The organism is Streptococcus sp. HMSC072D07, from assembly GCF_001814835.1.
Taxonomy (GTDB): Bacteria; Bacillota; Bacilli; order Lactobacillales; family Streptococcaceae; genus Streptococcus.
In genome coordinates this window covers 1-13,365 of the sequence record NZ_KV818069.1, presented here as the reverse complement: position 1 = coordinate 13,365, position 13,365 = coordinate 1, and the positions used below count along the sequence as shown (strand labels likewise).

Here is a 13,365-nt window from a genome sequence, read left to right as displayed (position 1 = left end):
GCGGAAAAACTCCGCCATTTACATGCACAAAATCCTTTCCATTCAGATTCATCATTTATAGTTTTGATTATTTTTCTTCAAATCCTTACAAAAAATACCAAAATAGCCTGCAGCAATCAAACCTATTAAACTCCATTGCCAATCAAAAGATACTAGCGAACCCGTACGAATTAGATGAAGCGTAAGATTAAGACCTATGCCTAACAAAGGTAGTATAGTGGCTAGCTTAGGTAACAATGTATTGAGATTTAGGTTACGATTCATAGTTAATTTCCTTCTATATTTAGCTTAACGTTTACTTCCTAGATAACGCCCATACATATAAGAAGCTACTCCTAATACACCCCAAGCTATTGCTGTGGAAGTAGTGACAATGAAGCCTCCTTCAGTAAGAGCCAAATCTTCTTCTGTCATGATATCAAATTTTTCATCCATTTCTTTCATTTTTCTCTCTCCTTTTTAAATAATGCTGGCTAATCCAATAGCTACTCCAATCAAAAGCCCTACTATTCCTAAATTAGTTCTTATTTCATTAATAGTAACTAAAATAGCAGTTGCCATACACTAAAAATAGTTCTCTTTAAACCTTGTCTTTAGCTGAATCCAAGTAACTCATCATCAAAATAAGCATCGGAACAACTAATTCTGTTTGGAAATATTTTTCAACATTAAAGGTGATTACATTTAAATCTCCCAATATGCAAAGCACTCCAAAAATAATTAGAACTGCTCCCATTACATTTTTTAGATTTTTCATACAAGTCTACTTTTATCCAAATTTACGTTTTAAATCTTGACCAATTAATCGACCACCAAGGAAAATTGCTACTCCTCCAGCAATCGTGGCTATGGTAATTAAGCCACCTTCTGTATTCATCAATTCTTCTTCTGTCAATTCTGTCCATTTATTTAAATTCATTTTTTCTCTCCTTATTATTACATAAAATAGCCCCAAGCAATACCACCAATTAGTAAGACACCTCCTACAACTACAGCGGTAACCGACCCCCCATTCACATCCGTCAACTCTTCTTCCGTAAGAGCTACAAAGTTCTGTTCCATGTTGTCAAAGTTTGTCATTTGTTTTCTCCTTTATTTTTAGTTTACGGTTTCTAGGCTTTAAACCATTTTAAAAACCAGATTGGGTAAATTACTGAAATCATTTTCTTCTCTCCTTCCTTTTCTTCTCACTTATCTATTCGAGAAGTAATTTAAAATGAACAGGTAAATTTCATTTATTTTAAATACCATTTGATCAACCATGGCAATAAGATTGGTAAATACATCGCGTAATCTCCTTCCCTTTTTCCTTACCTATCTATTCGAAAAACAATTCGAAAATGAACAATTCATTCATTTTTATTTTAAAAACCACTTAATGAACCACGGATAAAAACCGGTCACATACATAAACATTCCTCCTTTTTCTTTCTCATCTCTTTATTCGCAATTTCTACTAAAAATTTCTCTTTTTTCTGCAAATAAAAAAACAACATGACTTGCATGTTGCTTTTGGCTATTTTTTATCTTTAATAATCGCTACTACATCCGCTACACTTTGAAGTTGATCGATTTCCTCATCAGTGATTTCGATACCAAATTCATCTTCTAGTGTCAAGACAAACTCCATCAAGTCCACTGAGTCCGCATCTAGATCGTCTTTCAAACTCAAGGCCTCTGTTACGGCAAAGTCTTCTCCCTGTCGCTCTTGGATAATGGTTACAATACGGTCAAAAATTTCTTTTTCTGTCATCTTTTTTATTCTCCTGAAAATTCACGCGCAGTTTGAGCAACTACGTCTGTTTCTAGCATGGTACGAATCTGACGAATCGTACTGTACACAGCCTTGGCATCACTTGAGCCATGAGTTTTTACAACTGGCGCCTTGACGCCAAACAAGACTGCTCCTCCAACATCTGAATAGTTAAGCTGTGTCTTCAACCCCTTAAGACTATCCTTAAGAAGTAGAGCACCTAGCTTCGCTCGAAGGCCACCACCCGTAATAGCATTTTTAAGTAAGCCCATGATTCCCAAAGCTGTACCTTCGATGGATTTGAGAACAGCGTTTCCCGTGAAACCATCTGTTACGACAACATCCGCAACGCCATTCATCAGATCACGCGCTTCCACGTTTCCGACAAAGTTCAAACTTTCATCAGCTACTAACAAGTCGTATGTTTCCTTACGAAGCGGATCTCCCTTGCTGCTTTCTGTTCCATTGTTGAGCAAACCAACACGTGGTTTCGAAATCCCACGAACATTTTTCGCATAGAAGGAACCTAGGACAGCGTATTGGTGCAGATGATGGGCTGTATTTTCTGCATTGGCCCCAAGGTCTAGCATGTCAAACCCTTTTCCATCGATGGTCGGCAAGGTCGACATGAGTCCTGGACGATCGATATTTTTGATACGACCCACAATAAAGAATCCTGCAGCCAACAAGGCACCTGTGTTCCCAGCTGAGAGGACAGCGTCTGCTTCTCCCTCTTTGACAGCCTTGGCCGCTAATACCATGCTGGCATTTTTCTTCTTACGGATAGCTTTTGTCGGCTCATCGTCTGAGTTAATTTTCTCATCCGTATGGATAATGCTGACGCGCTCTGTCGCCGTTAGATATTGCTTGATCTTGCTTTCATCTCCGTAGAGTTGAATCTCAATATCTGAAAAGTCAGCAAGGGCTTGATTGACACCCTCAACGATGGCTTGAGGTGCGTAATCGCCCCCCATAGCATCTACTGCGATTTTTTTCATTTGTCTTCCTCTTTTAGTAATTGTCCCCAGTCTGCTAGGGAATCAATGAATTTCTTTGATTTTAGGTGAATCCCAACATACTCTTCGTAGAGTTGATCCATAAACTTGCGCAAGTCTTGCTTGATTTCTTCCTTAAGCGAAATGGTCTCCAAGGTTTCAAAATCAATGGCTTGAAATTGATTGAGCAGATAAGGGATATTAGGATTGAGATGGCAACGTCTCTCATCCTCATGATAATGCTCTGGGCAGAGGCAGGCTCCATATTTAAAAGAAAAGTCAAAAGCCTGACCGACCCGATGGCAAAAGACACACTCATTAAAATTAAGGCTGATTCCAAATCGAGTCAAGATTTGAATTTCAAAAATATTGGTTAAAACCTGATAATCTATCCCTGCTTCCATCAACTCCAGAGTCTTCCTCAAGAAAGCAAACAAGGGAGCATCCTGCTGATTATCCTGCAAACTAGCATCTGCAAGAGCAGCCACATAGGTAGCATAGGCCATAACAAAGAGATCACTATTAATCTTTGGAAAGGTCATCACCTCATGGTAGTCCTCGATGTAGCTAAGCCCATCATCATTGATGCGCAAGAGAAATCGTGCCAACACCAAGGGCTGAATAACCGGAGCTAGTTTGGACTGGCCAGCGTGTTTAACGAAGAACATGCGCTTGCCCGCCTGCTCGGTAAAAATTTTGACTAGCTTGTCATCCTCACGAAAGTTTCGATTGTAGAGCACCAAGCCTTGACTCGTGATAGACTGAATCATGCTTCTCTCATGTACTCCTCAAGTCGTTTCATGGCCTCTCTGATCGTTTCCATGCTGGCTGCATAAGACAGACGCACATAGCCTTCTCCGTAACGTCCAAAGGCTGCACCAGGGATAAAGGCAACGGCCTTCTTATAGGCAAAATCCTTCAGAAAAGCAAAGGAATCTTGATTGTAGCCCGCTGGAATCTTAGCAAAGATATAGAAGGCACCGTCCGGTTTGATAATATCAAAACCAAGAGCAGTCATCTTTTCGATGATATAATCTCGACGCTGGATGTATTCCTTTTTCATAGGTTCCGCATCGTTTTTACCAGCGGTCAAGGCTTCTACTGCAGCATGTTGGGCCATGGTATTTGCAGCAGTAACCAAATATTGGTGACTCTTGATTAACTGAGCTGTGAAAGCTGCAGGAGCAAAGATAAAGCCTAAACGCCAACCAGTCATGGCATGGGACTTAGATAAGCCATTGATGATAATAGCTTGATCTCTCAGCATAGTTCCCAGAGATACATGGGCTTCGCCTGTATAGGTTAATTCTGAGTAAACCTCATCACAGACAACAAAAATCTCATACTTGCCTAAAACGTCTGCCAAGGCTTCCAACTGCTCCCGACTATAGGTAATTCCTGTCGGATTAGCTGGATAATTAAGAATAACTGCTTTGAGCTTATCCCCTTGTTCCAAAATGGCCTTTTCCAACATCTCAGGAGTCAAGACAAAACCATTTTCAGTTGTATCAATCTCGACAATCTCTGCCCCAACTAGATTGACAATCGGCTCATATCCTGGATAGGCAGGAGCTGGCAAGAGCACCTTGTCCCCCTCTTCCAAAATAGCCGTCAAAGTAGCAGATAAAGCCTCTGTCGCCCCAATTGTAACCAAAATTTCATTTTCAGGATTATAATCTAGCTGGTATTTTTCTTTTACAAAGTCGCTAGCAGACTGGCGCAAGGTCAGTAAACCGCTCATCCCTGTATAGTAGGACTGGTTCTGGTCAATGGCTCGCTTGGCTGCCTCCTTGACATGATCTGGCGTTGTAAAATCAGGTTCCCCCAAGGTCAAACGCAAGACCCCAGGAATCTCCGAAATAGCCTGGTCAAACTGGCGAATCAAGGAAACTTGAATCTTGTCTAACTGTTTATTAAAGCTCTTGGTTAAGTCCATAGATATCCCCCTTGCTTACAGAACATAGTACTATTATACTACAAAAGCTCCCTGACCGCAAAATCCATCTGAAACCCACATTTTTCACTTTCTGTTTTACTTTTCTTCTCGACAGGACTATAATAATAAGTGCTTATTTTCGGAGGTTTATATGTCATTTTTATCAAAAAATGGAGCAGGAATCTTGGCCTGCCTTCTCATTTCTATCGTATCTTGGTGCCTGGGAGGATTTTTCCCCGTCGTGGGTGCACCTGTCTTTGCAATTTTTGCTGGAATGCTCCTCCACCCCTGGCTCTCACCCTACAAACAACTAGACGCAGGTTTGGCCTTTAGTTCCAAGAAATTGCTCCAGTATGCCGTTATCTTACTCGGTTTTGGTCTCAATATCTCGCAAGTCTTTGCAGTTGGACAAACTTCACTCCCCGTCATCCTTTCCACCATTTCGATTTCCTTAATCGTTGCCTACCTCTTCCAGCGTTTCTTTGCGCTAGACACGAAACTGGCTACCTTGATTGGAGTGGGTTCTTCTATCTGTGGTGGTTCTGCCATTGCTGCAACAGCACCCGTTATCCATGCCAAGGAAAAAGAAGTCGCCCAAGCCATCTCCGTTATCTTTTTCTTCAATGTCTTAGCAGCACTTATCTTTCCAACGCTAGGAACCTGGCTTCACCTATCCAATGAAGGTTTTGCCCTCTTTGCAGGAACTGCAGTCAACGATACTTCTTCTGTAACGGCTACCGCCAGTGCCTGGGACAGTCTTTACCAAACCAATACCCTTGAGTCTGCAACCATTGTTAAACTCACACGAACTCTGGCTATTATCCCCATCACGCTCTTTCTCTCCTACTGGCAAAGTCGCCAACAAAAAAATAGCCAGGGTTTCCAACTAAAAAAAGTCTTCCCACTTTTTATCCTTTATTTCATCCTAGCCTCTCTCTTAACGACTCTTCTCACCTCTCTCGGCGTGTCTAGTAGCTTCTTCACCCCTCTCAAACAACTCTCCAAATTCCTTATCATCATGGCCATGAGTGCCATCGGTCTCAAAACCAATCTAGTAGCCATGGTCAAATCCAGCGGTAAATCCATTCTTCTTGGAGCCCTTTGCTGGATTGCCATCATCCTTACCAGTCTTGGCATGCAAGCATTGATTGGTACTTTATAATACAAAAAGGTAGCCAGTAGGCTACCTTTTTATTGCTCAAGAATTAAGCGAGTATGTTCTCTCTTAATACAGCGATTCATCACGATGTCATCGCATCCTCCAGCACGTAAGATTTCTTCCGCTTCTAGATTTTCAAGTCCTAATTGCGCCCAAAAAATCTTAGCATCAGCCTTGAGAAAATCACGCGCCACATCTGGTAAAAACTCGCTCCGTCGGTATACATTGACAATGTCCACAGGAAAAGGAATCTCAGCTAGACTCGCATAAGCCTTCTCTCCCAAAATTTCCCCACCTGCAGCCTTGGGATTGACTGGAATGATTTTATAGCCCCGAGCCTGCATTTCCTTAGTCACTCGATTGCTAGTTGTTTCTTCACGATCGGACAAGCCTACTACCGCTAACGTTTTACTGGTTGCAAGATACTGACGTACCACACCATCACTTGGATTGATAAATTCTTGACTCATAGAAATCCTCCTTTTTTCTCAGTATAGCATATTTTGAAAAGGCTTGCAGATTTTGACTATAAAAATCTCCTAGCAAGAAAAGAAACCTGCTAGGAGTTCTGTCTACTTCAAGTGAAAGATTAAATCTTTTTCTCAATACAAAATAGAGGAGAAAGAGGACGTTTTTCGTGGATACGGATAATAGCATCGCCTAGAAGATGAGCAATCGAAATTTGTTCAATCTTATCAATCAAACGCTCTTCTGGTAGGTAGATGGTATCCAAAACAACCAATTTCTTAATAGCTGATTTTTGGATATTGTCCATAGCTGGCCCTGAAAGAACTGGGTGCGTACAGCTTGCATAAACTTCAACAGCACCTGCTTCAGCAAGAGCATCCGCCGCATGACAAATAGTTCCAGCTGTATCGATCATATCGTCAATCAAGATACAAGTCTTACCTTCTACCTTACCAATGATGTTCATCACTTCACTGGTATTCATCTTGTCTACACTACGGCGTTTGTCAATAATCGCAATCGGAGTTTTCAAAAACTCTGCCAATTTACGAGCACGAGTCACCCCACCATGGTCTGGGCTGACAACCACGTAGTCAGAGCCAACCATGCCACGACGTTCAAAGTAGTCCGCAATCAATGGAGCACCCATCAAGTGATCTACAGGAATATCAAAGAATCCCTGAATCTGTGCAGCGTGCAAATCAATCGTCAACAAACGATCCACTCCAGCAACTTCTAGCATGTTTGCAACGAGTTTTGCTGTGATTGGCTCACGCGCGCGCGCTTTTCTATCCTGACGTGCATAGCCATAGTAAGGCATAACAACATTGACAGATTCTGCACTAGCACGCTTCAATGCGTCCACCATAATCAAAATTTCAAGTAAATTATCATTTACAGGTGAACTAGTTGATTGTAGGATAAAGACGTGTTTTCCACGGATTGATTCTTCAATGTTGACCTGAATCTCCCCATCTGAAAATTGGCGAACAGTCGATTTCCCCAACTCTATCCCAATCTCTTGCGCCACACGCTCTGCCAATTCTCTATTAGAAGAAAGGGCAAACAGCTTTAAATCAGAAAAAGACATGATTTCCTCCGGTATTTATGTATCACTTGTTTTTACACAACATTTTCCATCTACCATTGTAGCGCTTTTTCCTTTATTTTTCAATCAAAAATAAAACAAGAGTAAACATTTATACCCTTGTTTTATGCTATTTTATATTAGCTATATTAAAACTAAAAATTCTACATTTTAACAATCGATTTTATGCTAGGGTGAGATTTTTTCGAGACAAAGTTAGTATACTTCTCTCATACTTCCTGTATCCACATCATAGACAGCACCTGAAATAACCACATCATCAGGAATCAGTGGAGACTCTCTAAGCAATTGCATATCCTCTCTCACACTCTCTTCAACATCCTGGAATGGTAAAAAATCTTGATTAGATACATCAACTCCGAGCTCGTGTTTCAAATATTCATGAAAACTTTCATTTTGAAAGGTTTGAGCTCCACAGTCTGTATGGTGAAGCACCACGATTTCTCTTGTCCCCATTTGTTGCTGGGAAATCACCAGTGAACGAATCATGTCCTCAGTTACTCGACCACCCGCATTCCGCAAGATATGAGCATCCCCAAGGGCCAAACCTAGAGCTTGCGCAACGTGTAGACGTGAGTCCATACAGGTCACGATAGCTACTCTGGTTTTGGGTTTAAGTGGCAGATTTAACTGCCCATGTAGGGCAACATAAGCCTGATTGGCTTGCATAAACTGTTCAAAATACGACACGATTCCCTCCTCAAAAATTTGATAATCAAATATTTCTCCTATCTTATCATTTTTAAGAGGATTTGTCACGGATTATGCAAAGACCTTTTTCAAAACTTCCTGAATAGTCGTCACACCAATGACTTCAATTTCCTTGGGTGGAGTGATTCCTGTCAAGGAATTCTTGGGTACATAAATCTTGGTAAAGCCCAATTTTTCCGCTTCATTGATGCGTTGTTCGATGCGATTCACGCGCCGAATTTCTCCGGTCAAGCCCAGTTCACCCACAAAACATTCCTGAGGATTGGTAGGCTTGTCCTTGTAACTAGAGGCAATAGCCACTGCAACAGCCAAGTCAATGGCAGGCTCATCCAATTTTACACCACCAGCAGATTTGAGATAGGCATCCTGGTTTTGCAAGAGAAGCCCTGCTCGTTTTTCCAAAACAGCCATAATCAGACTTGCACGATTGAAATCAAGTCCAGTCGTCGTACGTTTAGCATTTCCAAACATGGTTGGTGTTACCAAAGCCTGAACCTCCGCCAAAATCGGACGGGTCCCTTCCATGGTCACAACGATTGACGAGCCAGTAGCCCCATCCAAACGCTCCTCTAGGAAAACTTGACTCGGATTGAGCACCTCAACCAATCCACCCGACTGCATCTCAAAGATGCCAATCTCATTAGTGGAACCAAAACGGTTTTTGACTGCTCTCAAGATACGAAAGGTATGGTGACGTTCCCCTTCAAAGTAAAGCACTGTATCTACCATATGCTCCAACATACGCGGACCCGCCAAGGTCCCTTCCTTGGTCACATGCCCTACGATAAAGATGGCAATGTTATTGGTCTTAGCCAGCTGCATAAGCTCAGCGGTCACCTCACGCACCTGAGACACAGACCCCTGCACCCCTGAAATCTCAGGAGACATAATCGTCTGGATAGAGTCGATGATGAGAAAATCTGGTTGGATGCGCTCCACCTCAGATCGAACACTCTGCATATTGGTCTCTGCATAGAGATAAAACTCACTATCAATATCACCCAAGCGCTCTGCCCGTAACTTAATCTGCTGGGCAGACTCCTCCCCACTGACATAGAGAACCGTACCCACTTGTGACAGCTGCGTTGAAACTTGTAGGAGAAGGGTTGATTTCCCGATTCCTGGATCCCCACCGATAAGAACGAGACTCCCCGGTACCACTCCGCCTCCAAGCACACGGTTGAATTCCTCCATATCCGTCTTGGTTCGATTGACATTGATGGAAGTCACCTCAGCCAGTTTCATAGGCTTGGTTTTTTCACCTGTCAAGGACACTCGTGCATTCTTGACCTCGGCAACCTCAACCTCTTCTACAAAAGAAGACCAAGACCCACAGTTAGGACAACGCCCTAGATACTTAGGTGAATTATATTCACAATTTTGACAAATAAAAGTTGATTTTTTTTTAGCTATGATGATTCTCCTTCTACTGCAACTCCTATAGAGCGCCACTTATACAATGTATTTTGAAATTTCTTCTGGTTGACAACTCCGACAGCAGACAAATCGACAGAAACCTGATAATTCTCCTTGACAGCTGCCAAAACGGAAGCCTTAACACAGCCATTGCCATCTACCCCTATAAACTCTATGCTTTTAGCACCGTTTCCCTCTAAAAAATCTTTTAAATCTGGATTAGTAAAGCAAGAAGCCCGACGCTTCTCAAAGATACGAGAAGATACAAGGAGCAAGCCGGTCGCAAATTTCTTCTTTCTATCTTTTCTCTCCCAGAAAAAACGATTGAGAATATAGATAACTCGGTCACTGGGATAAGCAGCAATTTTGTCATTTACAGCTGCAGTCAGTTCTTCATGATATGCTTTTCCTACAGCAACATAATCTGACTGCATGTCTACAACTAATAAATAGTCTGCCATTTTATTCCTCTATTTCCCTGTTGACCCAAATCCACCCATCCGCACGCCGTCTGCCTCATCTCCGTCTGCGATCAAAAATGGAGCAAAGACAGCCTGAACCACACGTTCCCCAACTTCAAGAACTACTTCCTGGTCCGTAATATTTTTCATCTGCGCAAAGATATGTCCCTCATTCCCGGGATTGCCATAATAATCCCCATCAATAACCCCAACTGAGTTAATTAAAACCAAGCCCTTTTTACGAGGGTTTGAAGAGCGATCATAAAGGTAGAGGACCTCAGTTGGTTGCATATAAGCCTTAACCCCTGTCGGAACTAAGACAATCTCTCCTGGCGCGATCACCGTACGCACGGCAACCTTTAAGTCATAGCCAGCTGCATGAGCTGTCTCACGCTTGGGCAATAAATTTTCATCTGTAAAACTCGAAACCAATTCAAAACCACGAATTTTCATATTTTTCTCTTTTCTATTATCATTTATTCTAGGCTATTTTATCTTATTTATTCGAAAAAAGCACGAAAAAAGAGCACACAATTCAAATCGCTTAGGGCTGCTGGATTCCTCCCCTGACCCGCTTCACGCAGAACTGTTGCTCCACTATTTATTATATCACATTCCTATTCATTTTAAAAGAAAAATTATTTTTTCCGTCTATTTCTAAAAAAGTCTTGCATAATAGTTGCGCATTCATCTTCCAAAATTCCCGTTTCAACCTCTACACGATGGTTGAGACGCTCATCTGTCAAGATATCATACAAACTCCCAGCGGCGCCAAATTTCTGGTTTTTAGCCCCATAGACCACGTTTGGAATACGGGCGAGTCCAATCGCCCCACTACACATGACACAAGGCTCAATGGTCACAAAAAGCGTGCAATCCAGCAAGCGCCAGCTCTCCTCACTCAGGTTCGCATTCTCTATGGCCATGATTTCCGCATGCATGACCGCCCGTTGCAACTCCTCGCGCGCATTATGCCCCCTACCAATGATTTCTCCATCCTTGACAATCACACAACCAATTGGAATTTCATCGTGTTCTAAGGCAATCTCAGCTTCTCTCAAAGCCTCCCTCATAAAGACTTCTTTTTCTTCAAGCGTATAATCCATCTCTTTTCCCTTTTCCTACTTGTCGATTTTATTATTATATCATGATTCTCAACACAAAAAAAGCCACCGAATGCGGTGACTTAATAGGGAGATTATTATGAAAAAGAAAAGTTTAGGATATTTGTTACAACAAGTTAGGAGGTCTTCTTGTAACTGTCTATAGTATACCCAACCTGTCTTAAACTAATCTTAAAAATCTCCTATGACCAAACACTTTCTAAAATATTAGTTTGTTCACGACCAGGTCCTACTGAGAAAGTTGAGATACGAACACCAACCAACTCGCTTACACGACGAACATAGTTGCGTGCATTCTCAGGAAGGTCTTCCAAATTACGGACTCCAGTGATGTCTTCTGACCAACCTGGCAATTCCTCGTAGATTGGCTTACAACGTTTCAACTGCTCAAGACTAGCAGGATAGTAATCAATACGTTGACCATCAAGAACATAGGCGACACAGATTTTCACAGTATCCAAACCACTCAAAACATCTATAGAGTTCAATGAAAGATTGGTAATCCCAGATACACGGCGGCTGTGACGCATCACAACTGAGTCAAACCAACCCACACGACGTGGACGACCAGTTGTTGTACCATATTCATGACCTACTTCACGGATGCGATCTCCCACTTCATCAAATAATTCAGTTGGGAACGGTCCATCTCCTACACGACTTGTGTAGGCTTTACAGACACCTACAACCTTGTCAATCTTACTTGGACCAACACCAGACCCAATCGTCACACCACCAGCGACAGGGTTTGAAGAAGTAACAAATGGATAAGTCCCTTGATCAATGTCCAACATGACACCTTGCGCACCTTCAAACAGTACACGTTTGCCATTATCAAGCGCATCGTTCAAGATAACAGATGTATCTGTCACATACTGCTTGATTTGTTGGCCATACTCGTAGTACTCTTCAAAAATATCATCAATTGAAATAGGAGTGCTATCATATAATTTTTCAAACAGACGATTCTTCTCCGTAAGATTGCGTTCCAAACGCTCACGAAAAATTTCTTTATCCAAAAGATCTGCAATACGAATTCCAACACGAGCAGCTTTATCCATATAGGCTGGACCGATTCCCTTGATTGTAGTACCAATTTTATTGTCGCCCTTAGCTTCCTCTTGCAAACGGTCTAATTCAATGTGATATGGTAAAATGACATGCGCACGATCCGAAATGCGCAAATTATCTGTTGTCACACCTTCTTCATGAAGATAAGTCAACTCTTTTACTAGAGATTTAGGGTTTACAACCATCCCATTCCCAATAACAGAGATTTTTTCAGGAAAGAAAATTCCAGATGGAATCAAGTGCAACTTAAATTTCTTACCATCAATCACAATCGTGTGACCAGCATTATCACCACCTTGATAACGAGCAATTACCTCTGCATTAGCTGAAAGAAAATCTGTAATTTTCCCTTTACCTTCATCACCCCACTGGGTACCTACAACAACAACTGAAGTCATAATAAAATTCGTCTGAGCTACTAGTAGCTCGTCCTTTCTCATATACATGGCAGGAATTTCACCTGCAATTATATCTTACAATTTATTATAAGAAAAAAACACTATTTTATCAAGAAGAAACAGTAGAAAAGATTTGGAAATTCTTTCATTTCTAAATATAAAAACCTTTGATTATAAGCTAATTCTATATTTTTTAAAATATATCTACAACAATCGTTCGTAATTATGATATAGATACTTCCTATTGGATGAGAGTTGTACCACCTTGCAGTAATTTATCTAGATATAGACGATAAGCTGTTCTAAAGTGATATAGAGAAAAGTCCCTATCACTTTTAATTTTAAATCGGATTAAGTAATATAGTAAAAAACGGAGATGAAGTGATTCCCACTCTGAACAACTCTGGCCTAAAGAGGCATATTCTTGTTCAACTAGTTTCAAAAAGACGAATGCTCGATCATAAAATTTCTGAAGCATATAAAAATTCCCTTTCTTATTAGTAACACTAGTCTAACAAAAAAAGGAACTAAAAAAGCTTCAAATTCTATAAAAGAAGAATTTAAAGCTAAACGAACTAAAAATAAAATAAAGAGGTAATTACAGATTTAAAAATTAAAATTTGAAATTTCAACAGTCCACTATATTTATAAATAAAAAAACGCTCAGTTGAACGTTTCGATTTATACTCCGCCAGTAGGACTCGAACCTACGACATCATGATTAACAGTCATGCGCTACTACCAACTGAGCTATGGCGGATAAAA

General features: G+C 41.1%; 19 protein-coding genes, 1 tRNA gene and 1 other RNA gene. 1 reads left to right on the top strand and 20 read right to left on the bottom strand.

What is annotated here, in order from left to right; translation table 11 throughout:
- Positions 1-51: 51 nt before the first annotated feature.
- The 9 genes from HMPREF2991_RS07010 to HMPREF2991_RS06980 form a co-directional block, all read right to left on the bottom strand.
- On the bottom strand, positions 52-264 hold the full coding sequence (locus tag HMPREF2991_RS07010; RefSeq protein ID WP_042768877.1) for a hypothetical protein: 213 nt from the start codon (positions 262-264) through the stop codon (positions 52-54).
- 24 nt (positions 265-288) lie between these two features.
- Positions 289-444 (bottom strand): hypothetical protein, encoded by a 156-nt coding sequence (locus tag HMPREF2991_RS11035; RefSeq protein ID WP_180364431.1) that lies wholly within the window; start codon positions 442-444, stop codon positions 289-291.
- Positions 445-580: 136 nt separating this feature from the next.
- On the bottom strand, positions 581-757 hold the full coding sequence (locus HMPREF2991_RS11030; protein WP_180364430.1) for a hypothetical protein: 177 nt from the start codon (positions 755-757) through the stop codon (positions 581-583).
- Positions 758-769: 12 nt separating this feature from the next.
- Positions 770-919 (bottom strand): class IIb bacteriocin, lactobin A/cerein 7B family, encoded by a 150-nt coding sequence (locus tag HMPREF2991_RS07005; RefSeq protein ID WP_033629144.1) that lies wholly within the window; start codon positions 917-919, stop codon positions 770-772.
- Between the two features lie 17 nt (positions 920-936).
- Positions 937-1,080, bottom strand: a complete 144-nt coding sequence (locus HMPREF2991_RS07000) for a class IIb bacteriocin, lactobin A/cerein 7B family (RefSeq protein ID WP_000180838.1) — start codon at positions 1,078-1,080, stop codon at positions 937-939.
- Between the two features lie 436 nt (positions 1,081-1,516).
- Complete coding sequence (locus HMPREF2991_RS06995; protein ID WP_000136435.1) at positions 1,517-1,753, bottom strand: acyl carrier protein; 237 nt, start codon at positions 1,751-1,753, stop codon at positions 1,517-1,519.
- A 5-nt stretch (positions 1,754-1,758) separates the two neighbouring features.
- Positions 1,759-2,751 carry a phosphate acyltransferase PlsX gene (gene plsX / locus HMPREF2991_RS06990; RefSeq protein ID WP_070683744.1) on the bottom strand — a complete coding sequence of 331 codons (993 nt, stop codon included), beginning with the start codon at positions 2,749-2,751 and terminating at the stop codon, positions 1,759-1,761.
- Positions 2,748-3,518 (bottom strand): DNA repair protein RecO, encoded by a 771-nt coding sequence (recO, locus tag HMPREF2991_RS06985; protein ID WP_070683742.1) that lies wholly within the window; start codon positions 3,516-3,518, stop codon positions 2,748-2,750. Before recO ends, plsX begins: the two co-directional genes overlap by 4 nt.
- Positions 3,515-4,684 (bottom strand): pyridoxal phosphate-dependent aminotransferase, encoded by a 1,170-nt coding sequence (locus tag HMPREF2991_RS06980; RefSeq protein ID WP_070567928.1) that lies wholly within the window; start codon positions 4,682-4,684, stop codon positions 3,515-3,517. The genes recO and HMPREF2991_RS06980 overlap by 4 nt, the downstream gene beginning before the upstream one ends.
- Before the next feature lie 151 nt (positions 4,685-4,835).
- Here HMPREF2991_RS06980 and HMPREF2991_RS06975 point away from each other — a divergent pair, with 151 nt between their 5' ends.
- Positions 4,836-5,846 carry a YeiH family protein gene (locus HMPREF2991_RS06975; protein ID WP_000009147.1) on the top strand — a complete coding sequence of 337 codons (1,011 nt, stop codon included), beginning with the start codon at positions 4,836-4,838 and terminating at the stop codon, positions 5,844-5,846.
- Positions 5,847-5,875: 29 nt separating this feature from the next.
- On the opposite strand, the gene HMPREF2991_RS06970 is transcribed toward HMPREF2991_RS06975, so the two are convergent.
- From HMPREF2991_RS06970 to HMPREF2991_RS06920, 11 genes are all read right to left on the bottom strand, one after another.
- Positions 5,876-6,313 (bottom strand): CoA-binding protein, encoded by a 438-nt coding sequence (locus HMPREF2991_RS06970; RefSeq protein ID WP_000076504.1) that lies wholly within the window; start codon positions 6,311-6,313, stop codon positions 5,876-5,878.
- A gap of 119 nt (positions 6,314-6,432) precedes the next feature.
- Entirely contained in the window at positions 6,433-7,401 is a 969-nt protein-coding gene (locus tag HMPREF2991_RS06965; RefSeq protein ID WP_000010174.1) for a ribose-phosphate diphosphokinase, read from the bottom strand.
- A gap of 213 nt (positions 7,402-7,614) precedes the next feature.
- Positions 7,615-8,109 carry a beta-class carbonic anhydrase gene (locus HMPREF2991_RS06960; RefSeq protein ID WP_025171793.1) on the bottom strand — a complete coding sequence of 165 codons (495 nt, stop codon included), beginning with the start codon at positions 8,107-8,109 and terminating at the stop codon, positions 7,615-7,617.
- A 72-nt stretch (positions 8,110-8,181) separates the two neighbouring features.
- Entirely contained in the window at positions 8,182-9,519 is a 1,338-nt protein-coding gene (radA, locus tag HMPREF2991_RS06955) for a DNA repair protein RadA (protein WP_239665089.1), read from the bottom strand.
- A gap of 20 nt (positions 9,520-9,539) precedes the next feature.
- Positions 9,540-10,007, bottom strand: coding sequence for a cysteine hydrolase family protein (locus HMPREF2991_RS06950; RefSeq protein ID WP_000796429.1), 468 nt, complete (start codon positions 10,005-10,007; stop codon positions 9,540-9,542).
- 9 nt (positions 10,008-10,016) lie between these two features.
- Positions 10,017-10,460, bottom strand: coding sequence for a dUTP diphosphatase (locus HMPREF2991_RS06945; RefSeq protein WP_049549869.1), 444 nt, complete (start codon positions 10,458-10,460; stop codon positions 10,017-10,019).
- Positions 10,461-10,519: 59 nt separating this feature from the next.
- An RNA gene (gene ffs, locus HMPREF2991_RS06940) (signal recognition particle sRNA small type) lies at positions 10,520-10,613 on the bottom strand.
- Between the two features lie 32 nt (positions 10,614-10,645).
- Positions 10,646-11,113 carry a tRNA adenosine(34) deaminase TadA gene (tadA, locus tag HMPREF2991_RS06935; protein WP_000386706.1) on the bottom strand — a complete coding sequence of 156 codons (468 nt, stop codon included), beginning with the start codon at positions 11,111-11,113 and terminating at the stop codon, positions 10,646-10,648.
- Between the two features lie 200 nt (positions 11,114-11,313).
- Complete coding sequence (locus HMPREF2991_RS06930) at positions 11,314-12,600, bottom strand: adenylosuccinate synthase (protein ID WP_049549871.1); 1,287 nt, start codon at positions 12,598-12,600, stop codon at positions 11,314-11,316.
- A gap of 241 nt (positions 12,601-12,841) precedes the next feature.
- Complete coding sequence (gene comW / locus HMPREF2991_RS11075; protein WP_000939512.1) at positions 12,842-13,078, bottom strand: sigma(X)-activator ComW; 237 nt, start codon at positions 13,076-13,078, stop codon at positions 12,842-12,844.
- Positions 13,079-13,286: 208 nt separating this feature from the next.
- Positions 13,287-13,360, bottom strand: a tRNA-Asn gene (locus HMPREF2991_RS06920).
- Positions 13,361-13,365 lie beyond the last annotated feature (5 nt).

Excerpts from the sequence above, each read along its gene's own strand:
- HMPREF2991_RS07010 (WP_042768877.1), bottom strand. The coding sequence starts at position 264 with ATGAATCGTAACCTAAATCTCAATACATTGTTACCTAAGCTAGCCACT.
- HMPREF2991_RS11035 (WP_180364431.1), bottom strand. The coding sequence starts at position 444 with ATGAAAGAAATGGATGAAAAATTTGATATCATGACAGAAGAAGATTTG.
- HMPREF2991_RS11030 (WP_180364430.1), bottom strand. The coding sequence starts at position 757 with ATGAAAAATCTAAAAAATGTAATGGGAGCAGTTCTAATTATTTTTGGA.
- HMPREF2991_RS07005 (WP_033629144.1), bottom strand. The coding sequence starts at position 919 with ATGAATTTAAATAAATGGACAGAATTGACAGAAGAAGAATTGATGAAT.
- HMPREF2991_RS07000 (WP_000180838.1), bottom strand. The coding sequence starts at position 1,080 with ATGACAAACTTTGACAACATGGAACAGAACTTTGTAGCTCTTACGGAA.
- HMPREF2991_RS06995 (WP_000136435.1), bottom strand. The coding sequence starts at position 1,753 with ATGACAGAAAAAGAAATTTTTGACCGTATTGTAACCATTATCCAAGAG.
- plsX (WP_070683744.1), bottom strand. The coding sequence starts at position 2,751 with ATGAAAAAAATCGCAGTAGATGCTATGGGGGGCGATTACGCACCTCAA.
- recO (WP_070683742.1), bottom strand. The coding sequence starts at position 3,518 with ATGATTCAGTCTATCACGAGTCAAGGCTTGGTGCTCTACAATCGAAAC.
- HMPREF2991_RS06980 (WP_070567928.1), bottom strand. The coding sequence starts at position 4,684 with ATGGACTTAACCAAGAGCTTTAATAAACAGTTAGACAAGATTCAAGTT.
- HMPREF2991_RS06975 (WP_000009147.1), top strand. The coding sequence starts at position 4,836 with ATGTCATTTTTATCAAAAAATGGAGCAGGAATCTTGGCCTGCCTTCTC.
- HMPREF2991_RS06970 (WP_000076504.1), bottom strand. The coding sequence starts at position 6,313 with ATGAGTCAAGAATTTATCAATCCAAGTGATGGTGTGGTACGTCAGTAT.
- HMPREF2991_RS06965 (WP_000010174.1), bottom strand. The coding sequence starts at position 7,401 with ATGTCTTTTTCTGATTTAAAGCTGTTTGCCCTTTCTTCTAATAGAGAA.
- HMPREF2991_RS06950 (WP_000796429.1), bottom strand. The coding sequence starts at position 10,007 with ATGGCAGACTATTTATTAGTTGTAGACATGCAGTCAGATTATGTTGCT.
- HMPREF2991_RS06945 (WP_049549869.1), bottom strand. The coding sequence starts at position 10,460 with ATGAAAATTCGTGGTTTTGAATTGGTTTCGAGTTTTACAGATGAAAAT.
- tadA (WP_000386706.1), bottom strand. The coding sequence starts at position 11,113 with ATGGATTATACGCTTGAAGAAAAAGAAGTCTTTATGAGGGAGGCTTTG.
- HMPREF2991_RS06930 (WP_049549871.1), bottom strand. The coding sequence starts at position 12,600 with ATGACTTCAGTTGTTGTTGTAGGTACCCAGTGGGGTGATGAAGGTAAA.
- comW (WP_000939512.1), bottom strand. The coding sequence starts at position 13,078 with ATGCTTCAGAAATTTTATGATCGAGCATTCGTCTTTTTGAAACTAGTT.